Origin of the sequence: Loktanella salsilacus (assembly GCF_024206795.1) — a bacterium.
In the GTDB taxonomy this organism is placed as follows: Bacteria; Pseudomonadota; Alphaproteobacteria; order Rhodobacterales; family Rhodobacteraceae; genus Loktanella; species Loktanella salsilacus.
Genome location: NZ_CP072995.1, coordinates 105,649 through 112,500, shown reverse-complemented (window position 1 = coordinate 112,500; position 6,852 = coordinate 105,649). Strand labels below are relative to the sequence as shown.

Genomic DNA, 6,852 nt, shown 5'->3' with positions numbered 1-6,852 from the left:
GGCAGCACCAACCTTGCCCGCGATTGGCTGCTGGACCAGAATCCGGACTATGCCGCCGGGGCCAGCGGTGATTGGCGCAGCTTTCCATCGACCCAGCCCATCTTTTACCGTCGGGACCGGTTTACACTTCTGGACCAAGGCTGGTTCTTCTTCTCTGACACGCCGGACGTTATCTATAGCCGCACTTATGATGGCTCTTTCCCGGCCTTCGCCAGCACCGTTCGCCTGCAAGACAAGGACGGCACGATCCTGAATGTCGTAAACGTCCACTTTGAATACAAAAGCGGATCGAACCGCCTCAAGTCTGCCGCTCTTGTGGCCAGCCGCATGGCCCCGCTGATTACGGCAGGCGAGCGCGTCGCCCTGGTCGGCGACATCAATGCCCTGCGTGGATCGCAAACCGCGCAGATCCTGAAGGACGCAGGCCTCAGCTTTCTTCCCACCTCAGGCTCTACCTATCACCTGAACCGCGGGATCAATCTGTTTGGGGCGATCGACCACATCGCACTTGCAGGACCTATGACCCCTGCCGCCCCGGCGCAGGTGCAGCGGCGCAAATTTGACGGGCGCTGGCCGTCCGATCATTACGCCGTCGTCGCCGACATTCAGACCCGCTGACCTGTTGCCCGCATGAATCTTCAGTGACTTTTAGTAAATCCGCTCCATGTCATAGTCCTATAACGCGACCGCATCCAAGCGAGGGACCCATGACAACATTTACCGTAAATGGCGAAGAGCGCACTGTAGACGTGCCCGGCGACACCCCTTTGTTGTGGGTTCTGCGCGATGAATTGAAACTGACCGGCACAAAGTTCGGCTGCGGCGTCGCGCAATGCGGTGCCTGCACCGTGATGCTGGACGGCATGACCCGCCGGTCCTGCGTGACCCCGGTTTCCACACTTGAAGGCGCGGACATCCAAACCATCGAAGGCCTGAACACGCCAGAGGCAGAGGCCGTGCAGGCTGCGTGGGTGAATATCGACGTGCCGCAATGCGGGTGGTGTCAGTCCGGCCAGGTCGTCAGCGCCGCCGCGCTCTTGTACGAAATCCCGAACCCGACCGATGAAGAGATTGATCAGGCGATGGCCGGCAACATCTGCCGCTGCGCATCCTACGTGCGTATCCGCCAAGCGATCAAAGACGCCGCAAAAACGTTGGAGGGTTAAGTCATGACCATCACACAAAACCGCCGCACCTTCCTCGCGTCCTCGCTGGGCCTTGTTGTCGCCGTCTCGCTGCCCCTGCGCGGGCGGGCGCAATCGGGGGCCGCCTTGGCGTTCCAGCCCGATGGCACCGCTGCCGCCTTTGAACCCAACGCCTTTATCCGCGTGGGCGAAGACGACCTTGTCACCGTCATCATCAAGCACATCGAATTCGGCCAAGGTCCAATGACCGGCCTATCCACACTCGTGGCCGAGGAAATGGACGCTGACTGGTCCCAGATGCGCGCCGAATCCGCCCCGGCCGATGACGAGAAATACAAAAACCTGCTATTTGGCCTGCAAGGCACGGGTGGCTCGACCGCCATGGCGAACTCTTACACCCAAATGCGCAAAGCGGGTGCCGCTGCCCGCGCGATGCTGGTGCAGGCTGCTGCCGACGAATGGGGCGTCGACGCCTCTACTATTACCATCGCGAATGGCGTTCTGACGTCTGGCGACAAAACATCGACCTTCGGCCCGCTTGCCGCCAAGGCCGCGATGCTGACCCCGCCCGAAGATCCCCCCGTCAAGGACCCCAAGGATTTCGTGCTGATCGGCAAGGATCGCCCCAAGCTCGACAGCCAAGCCAAATCCAACGGCACCGCCGTATTCACTATGGATATGGACCTGCCGGGCATGGAATACGTCGTGATCCGCCACGCGCCGATGTTGGGCGGCACTGTCGCCAGCTATGACGACGCCGACGCGCTTGCCGTGCCCGGCGTCACCGCCGTGCACCAAATCCCGCAGGGCATCGCGGTCTACGCGACATCCACCTACGCCGCCCTGACGGGTCGCAATGCACTAACCGTGGAATGGGATGACAGCGCCGCCGAAACACGCAGCTCCGACCAGATGATGAAAGACCTCTCTGCCCTCGAAACCGGCGACACTGGTCTGATGATCGAAGAGTCGGGCGACATCACCTCTGCCCTGACGGACGCAGCCCAAACGATCGAGGCTGAATTCCACTTCCCCTACCTCGCCCATGCCCCGATGGAGCCGCTGGACGCTGTGATCGAAGTGAAAGACGGCAGCGCTGAAACATGGGGCGGCTTTCAGTTCCCCGGATTTGACAAACAGGCGGTCGCTGGCACTCTCGGGCTCGACATCACCAAGGTTAAGCTGAACGTCATGCTCGCTGGCGGCTCTTTTGGTCGCCGCGCCCAGCCAAGCGCCCAAATCGGCAGCGAAATCGGTGCCATCGCCGCCGCCGCTGGCCGCGATGGATCGTGGAAACTGATCTGGACCCGCGAAGACGACCTGACGGGCGGCTATTATCGCCCGATGACCGTGCACAAAATGCGCGGTGCGCTGGACGCGGACGGCAATATCACTGGCTGGCACAACACGGTGGTCAACCAGTCCATCATGGCTGGCGGCCCGATGGAAATGATGATGCAAGACGGCAAAGACCCGACCTCTTACGAAGGTTCGGTCAAGATGCCTTACGATCTGGCCAACCTGCGGGTCGACTGGGTCCGTGCCGAAAGCAAGGTGCCCGTGCTGTGGTGGCGGTCCGTCGGACACAGCCACACGGCCTATGCGACCGAAGTCTTCCTTGATCAACTGCTTGAAGCGGGCGGCAAGGACCCAGTGCAAGGTCGCCTTGATCTGCTGAAATCCGACATGACCCGCGACCGCGCTGTTCTGGAAAGAGTCGCCACAATGGCAGGCTGGGACGGGCAAAAGGTCAAAAACGGCAAAGGCTACGGTGTCTCCTTGCACGAATCCTTTAACACCTACGTCGCGCAAATCGCCGAAGTCGAAGACCGCGACGGCTTTCCCCATGTCACTAAGGTATGGTGCGCTGTCGATTGCGGCGTCGCCGTGAACCCCAACGTGATCCGCGCGCAGGTCGAAGGTGCCATCGGCTACGGCCTCGGCTCTGTCCTGTTCAACGCGATCACCCTTGGTGAGGGCGGTGTCGTGCAAGAACAGAACTTCGATACCTACCGCATGCTGCGCATCAACGAGATGCCAGCCGTCGAGGTCGAGATCATCACAAGCGACGCCGATCCCAGTGGCATCGGCGAGCCGGGCACACCGCCCGTCGGCCCCGCCGTCGCCAACGCATGGCGCGCCCTGACTGGTACAGCCGTCACCACCCTTCCCTTCACCACCCCGGCTGGAGCGTAACGCCATGAACATCCTGACCAAACTCACCATGGCCGCCGCTCTCTTCGCCGCCCCGGCCTACGCCGAAACCGTCAACGGCCTGCGCACAGCCGATGAATTCGACTCCATCACCGACGAAGCAGCCCGCTCTGCCGCGCTGTTCGAGGAAATGTTTGTCGTCATCGAAAGCCCGCGCTGCCTGAACTGCCACCCCGTCGGCGATGTGCCACTGCAAGGCGACGACATGCAGCTGCACCAGCCCCCCGTCGTGCGCGGCGTGGGCGATTTCGGTGCCCCCGGCATGCGCTGTTCCACCTGCCACGGCGCGGAAAACGTGGCCTTCACCACTGGCAAAGGCTCCATCCCCGGCCACAGCCCATGGCAACTTGCGCCGATTGAAATGGGCTGGGTCGGCCTGTCTGCCGCCGAAATCTGCGACCAGATCAAAGACCCTGAACGCAACGGCAACCGCACGCTGGCCGAACTGCATGAACATAACGCCACCGACGGTCTGGTCGGCTGGGGATGGGAGCCTGGCGAAGGTCGCACTCCCGCCCCCGGCACGCAGGACATCTTTGGTCAACTGACGCAGGCTTGGATCGACACTGGAGCCGCCTGCCCCGCCGGCTGATCCCGACAGAGCACCGCACAAACAAAAGCCTGCCGCAGGGTTCCTGCGGCAGGCTTTTCAATTTCAGATCAACCGACGCCCGCTCCGCGTTGCCCTAGCGCAAAAAAGAATCGTCCCGCGCGCCGCCAACGATGGTGCCGTTCTCTACGATTCGGTATCCCGGAACCGGAGTCTGGTCATTAGCGACATAGTCCAAGGCAAGGCCACCCACAGCGACAATCGTCAATGTTATCATCGTGATACTCGACCGAAGTTGATACCACGGGACGTCCCGGGCGGGCCGCTTGTCAGTTGCTTGCATGTTCATGTCCTGCTCGGGCGGGCCTACGTTGATCGCAGGCTCCATTCCCTCATCACATACCACCACCGCAGCCAATTTGCACCCGAACCGGACAGCAAAGGCGCATCCTCGCGCAACCGTGTGACCGCGGCGCCGCGCTGTGACTAGGGCGCGCGCGCGAACACCGCCCCTGCCGTCAACGCAGGCTGGGCCGTCACCAATCCCGCGCCCACCAGTTCGATCAACTGCGCAAAGACATTGCGCGCCGCAATCGGCCATAGCGCCGGGGCTACGTCGGTATAAATCGCCGCCGTCAGCCCGGCCACGTCACGCGGCGTCGTTAGCGCTGCCAAAACCTGCGCCCGCCGCTCTATCCGGTGCGCGATCAGCCAGTCAATCCGCGCCGCAGGCTCCGTCACCGGTGCGCCGTGCCCCGGATACAGCACAGCCGCGCCATCAGCACGCAGCTTGGCACAAGACGTCAGAAAATCGCTAATATCGCCATCAGGGGGCGACACCAGCGACGTCGCCCACCCCATGACCAGATCACCGGAAAACACCGCATCACCCCAGCGCAGACAAATATGATTGCCCATATGCCCCGGCGTATGCAGCACCCGCAGCGCGCCTGCAGGCGTGTCGATCACATCGCCATCACTCACAAACCCGTCCGGCGCAAAGTGCAGATCAATCCCCTCGCCCCCGCCGTCATAACCGCTGTCCACCAGCCCCTGCATCACAGCTGATCGACCGCTATGCGAATCGCCAAACGCCCAAACCTGCGCGCCGGTCTGCGCCGCAAGCTTTGCGGCCAGTGGCGAATGGTCCAAATGGGAATGCGTCACGACGATATGGCTGACGACGTCGCCCGCCGACGCCTGCAACAGCGCTGCCAGATGCGCGGCATCATCTGGGCCTGGGTCGATCACGGTGACCTGCCCTTTCCCCAAAACATAGGTATTCGTGCCGCGCCACGTCATCGCTGACGGGTTGGGGGCCAACACGCGCCGCAGCCCCGGCGCAATCTGCTCTGCCACACCCGGCCTTGGGTCAAACTCATCCATCGCTTTGCCTTCCGCTTCGCACTCGCTAGGATCATGCACATGTTCTTCCAATGGCTCAAACGCTACATGCCGCGCGGTCTTTATACGCGCGCACTGATCATCTTGATCCTGCCCGTCCTCAGCTTGCAGCTGCTGGTGTCGATCGTCTTCATCCAGCGCCATTTCGAAGGCGTCACCCGCCAGATGACCGCCGCCGTCGCGATCGACCTGCGCTATCTGCGCGATCTGGCCGATGCCGCCCCAAATCGCGAGGCCGCCATCACATCGGTCAATGCCGTCGCCCGCCCGCTAGAGCTTGCAGTTTCATGGCCCTACGACATTCCCGATATCGTCAATGACCGGCAATGGTTCGACTTTACCGGGCGTACCGTGGCCATCCGCCTGCGCGAGGCTGTGCCGCAAATCGGGGCCGTCTCTATGGCGGACCGCCGCCGCGTAACTGTCTGGATCGCGACCGAACAAGGCCCGATGTCCGTCGATATTTCCCGCACGCGGCTCTCTGCCTCGAACCCGCATCAGCTGCTCGTGATTATGGTCGTGCTCGGTGCCGTGCTCACCGCGATTTCCTACATCTTTCTGCGGAACCAACTGCGCCCCATCACCCGTATGGCCCGCGCCGCCGCCGATTACGGAAAAGGTCGCATCACGCCCTACCACCCCGGCGGCGCGGCAGAGGTGCGGGCCGCCGGCATGGCGTTCCTCGATATGCGTAACCGGCTAGAGCGGCAGATCCAGCAGCGTACCATGATGCTGTCTGGCGTCAGCCACGACCTGCGCACCCCCCTGACCCGCCTGCGTTTAGGCCTGTCCCTGCTCGACGATGAAGAGGCAGAGCCGCTGACGCGCGACGTCGACGAAATGCAGCGCCTGCTCGACAGCTTCCTCGACTTCGCCCGCTCCGACGCTGGCGACGCGATGGAACGGGTCGATCCGGCCAGCATCGTCCGCGATCTGGTCGCTGACTTCACCCGCATCGGCCTTGCGGTCACGCTGCAACCCGGCAGCGGCCCGCAGGTCACCATCCCGATGCGCCCCGCCGCAATCCGCCGCGCGCTGGACAACCTTGTCGGCAATGCCCTGCGGTACGGCAACAAAGCGCATATCGCCGTCCATGTCACCGACCGCGCGATTCGCTACGTTGTCGAAGACGACGGCCCCGGCATTCCTGCGGATCAGCACGACGACGCGATCCGCCCCTTCACCCGCCTTGATGCCGCGCGCAATCAAGACAAGGGCGCAGGCGTCGGCCTTGGCCTTGCGATTGTTGCCGATATCGCCCGCAGCCACGGCGGAGTGTTACGTCTGTCGGCTAGCGACACGCTTGGCGGGCTTAAGGCAGAACTGGTCCTCGCGCGGTAACGCACGCCCGCTTCAACCGACACTGGTGCAGGCCCGCGACATGGTGCCGCCCCCCGGCTTACTGATATTGCACCCACACACTATTTTTGACCGTTAAGCTACTAGCGAACGCACCACCCAAAACTTCTTAACCCTTTGTTCGAAAAAACGATTCTTTTACATAATATGTATCGCATGCGAAACATTGCGTTTTTGAAA

General features: G+C 62.3%; 7 protein-coding genes (1 of these 7 only partly in view). 5 read left to right on the top strand and 2 right to left on the bottom strand.

Annotated features, from left to right (window positions below; all coding sequences use genetic code 11):
* The 4 genes from KBW81_RS16985 to KBW81_RS16970 all read left to right on the top strand — a co-directional run.
* Positions 1-618, top strand: partial view of an endonuclease/exonuclease/phosphatase family protein gene (locus KBW81_RS16985; protein ID WP_254249327.1) — the 3' portion only. It extends 264 nt beyond the left edge of the window; only the last 618 of its 882 coding nucleotides appear in the window; its start codon lies beyond the left edge, outside the window; its stop codon occupies positions 616-618.
* Between the two features lie 89 nt (positions 619-707).
* Positions 708-1,166, top strand: a complete 459-nt coding sequence (locus KBW81_RS16980; protein WP_090190961.1) for a (2Fe-2S)-binding protein — start codon at positions 708-710, stop codon at positions 1,164-1,166.
* Positions 1,167-1,169: 3 nt separating this feature from the next.
* Positions 1,170-3,341, top strand: a complete 2,172-nt coding sequence (locus KBW81_RS16975) for a xanthine dehydrogenase family protein molybdopterin-binding subunit (RefSeq protein ID WP_254249326.1) — start codon at positions 1,170-1,172, stop codon at positions 3,339-3,341.
* A gap of 4 nt (positions 3,342-3,345) precedes the next feature.
* Complete coding sequence (locus KBW81_RS16970; protein WP_254249325.1) at positions 3,346-3,951, top strand: Isoquinoline 1-oxidoreductase subunit; 606 nt, start codon at positions 3,346-3,348, stop codon at positions 3,949-3,951.
* Between the two features lie 94 nt (positions 3,952-4,045).
* Here KBW81_RS16970 and KBW81_RS16965 read toward each other — a convergent pair whose 3' ends face one another.
* Positions 4,046-4,252, bottom strand: a complete 207-nt coding sequence (locus KBW81_RS16965; RefSeq protein ID WP_254249324.1) for a hypothetical protein — start codon at positions 4,250-4,252, stop codon at positions 4,046-4,048.
* Between the two features lie 143 nt (positions 4,253-4,395).
* Complete coding sequence (locus KBW81_RS16960) at positions 4,396-5,295, bottom strand: MBL fold metallo-hydrolase (protein WP_254249323.1); 900 nt, start codon at positions 5,293-5,295, stop codon at positions 4,396-4,398.
* Between the two features lie 39 nt (positions 5,296-5,334).
* Between KBW81_RS16960 and KBW81_RS16955 the strand changes: the two genes are divergently transcribed.
* Entirely contained in the window at positions 5,335-6,654 is a 1,320-nt protein-coding gene (locus KBW81_RS16955; protein ID WP_254249322.1) for an ATP-binding protein, read from the top strand.
* Positions 6,655-6,852 lie beyond the last annotated feature (198 nt).